Genomic DNA, 1633 nt, shown 5'->3' with positions numbered 1-1633 from the left:
GCGGGAATTGAAGTCGTGCAATCGGCATTAGCAAAAATTCCGAAAGAGTTGAATGTGTAAAAATTACCAACTTAAGGGGTGATTGTTACCAATAAGAGAAAGGCGAAATGACTCGGTGTTATTTGGCTTTTTTTATTGAAATAAATATTGCTTTTCAAGTGCTTGATTGGCCAAGAAACTGTGATTTTTTTAGTCTTGACTTGAAATCAGAGGTGGTAATGACAAGTTGGCTCGATATCTGCTTGTGGTAAGAGAAACGGAGGAAAACATCATGTTTGAGCTTATTTTCTTATTGGTTTTTATTGCAACTTTATTGGCGACAGGCATCACTTTGGCGACTGTGTTTATTGCGACGGTCATGGGCTTTATAGTATTGGCATTACTAGGCATGATTGGAGTGATGTTTAAGCTACTACCTTGGATCATTGTGATTGTTTTGGGGGTCTGGTTCTTCCGTCATGTGGTGTACACCCCTCGCTAATGTGGCAGTCAACGAAACGTTAACTCACTTCAGGAATATGCTACTATCGCGTTCAATTAAGAACATGCATTAGTAGCGAATAAATAGGGAGCAATAGGGATGAATAAACCAATTTGGTTAGCGTTGGTCAGTGTGGCAATGATGATGTCAACCGCATCGGTTCAAGCAGAATCATTTTATCGTGGAGAAGTTGGCGCTGACATGTGGTGGGGCAGCACTAAAATCGACAATACTCGTCGTGATGATGTGAAGACACCTTCAATCCACGTTGCTTTTGAGCATCAGCTACCTTATTTGCCCAATGCGAGTATTCGTTATACCACGCTTGAGGCGGATTATGCATCCTTTGATAAGTACGACTATACCTTGTATTACAATCTGTTAGAGCGACAGTTAATGTCGTTCGATGCGGGTGTTACATTCACTCAATATAGTGGTTCTCAGTATCAAGCACCAGATAGCTTGAAGTACAGTTTTGATAAGACGACTTTTAACTGGTATGCCTATGCCACAATTAAAATTCCCAATACCCAAGTTGATGTGATTGGGCAGTTTGATTTTGGTGATAGTGGCGGAATTAAAAGCGCAGATGTACTAGCGGGTTTGCAGTATTCCATACCTATTCGTGCTGGCAATGTCGCATTGCGTGGCGGCTATCGTGTGATTGATCTTGAATTCACCGAACTTGACCCAAAGACGAAAAACTCATTTGTCTTTGTTGATGGTTGGTTCTTAGGGGCTGAATTTCAATTTTAAGTATCGATTCGATACTTACGCGCTAAATGCACTTTCCATAAAACGCTACCTCTACAAGGTGGCGTTTTTTATAACTGATAATTATATTATTGCGCAATTTCTTAGCAGAATAAGCAAAATGTACCATGCTTAATTCACGAGTGGATAATGTGAAAATGGTGTGGTGATGACGATTACCGAGTTAAGGGACTTGTATCGTGAGAACAAGCTTATCGAAGCCATTATTGAACCTTCTTTCCAAGAAGGGCATTGGATAGTCGAGTTTCGGCATTGCCGTGGTGGGTTCGTGCTATTAACCGATTCTCAGGGTGACGAATGCCAGTATACCGATCTGGATCTTGCCTCTAAATCGGCTATGGAGGTGGGTTTTAAGCAAGTTCGAGTCGAGTCTAAATG

3 protein-coding genes are annotated in these 1633 nt (G+C 41.2%); all 3 read left to right on the top strand.

From position 1 onward, the window contains the following. Window positions 1–271 precede the first annotated feature (271 nt). Window positions 272–481: an envelope stress response protein PspG gene (gene pspG, locus B9J84_RS10955; protein WP_026027454.1), complete on the top strand. Its 210-nt coding sequence runs from the start codon at window positions 272–274 to the stop codon at window positions 479–481. Window positions 482–580: 99 nt separating this feature from the next. Beyond that, window positions 581–1237 carry a TIGR04219 family outer membrane beta-barrel protein gene (locus B9J84_RS10950; RefSeq protein ID WP_019282801.1) on the top strand — a complete coding sequence of 219 codons (657 nt, stop codon included), beginning with the start codon at window positions 581–583 and terminating at the stop codon, window positions 1235–1237. Window positions 1238–1403: 166 nt separating this feature from the next. After that, window positions 1404–1633 (top strand): hypothetical protein (locus B9J84_RS10945; RefSeq protein ID WP_038149123.1); only part of this gene is annotated, 230 nt, incomplete at its 3' end.

This window comes from Vibrio sp. V03_P4A6T147 (assembly GCF_002241085.1).
Classification (GTDB): Bacteria; Pseudomonadota; Gammaproteobacteria; order Enterobacterales; family Vibrionaceae; genus Vibrio; species Vibrio anguillarum.
This window is presented reverse-complemented; position numbering and strand designations above follow the sequence as displayed.

What these genes read in the sequence shown, in the direction of transcription:
- pspG (WP_026027454.1), top strand. Translation starts at nt 272, where the DNA reads ATGTTTGAGCTTATTTTCTTATTGGTTTTTATTGCAACTTTATTGGCG.
- B9J84_RS10950 (WP_019282801.1), top strand. Translation starts at nt 581, where the DNA reads ATGAATAAACCAATTTGGTTAGCGTTGGTCAGTGTGGCAATGATGATG.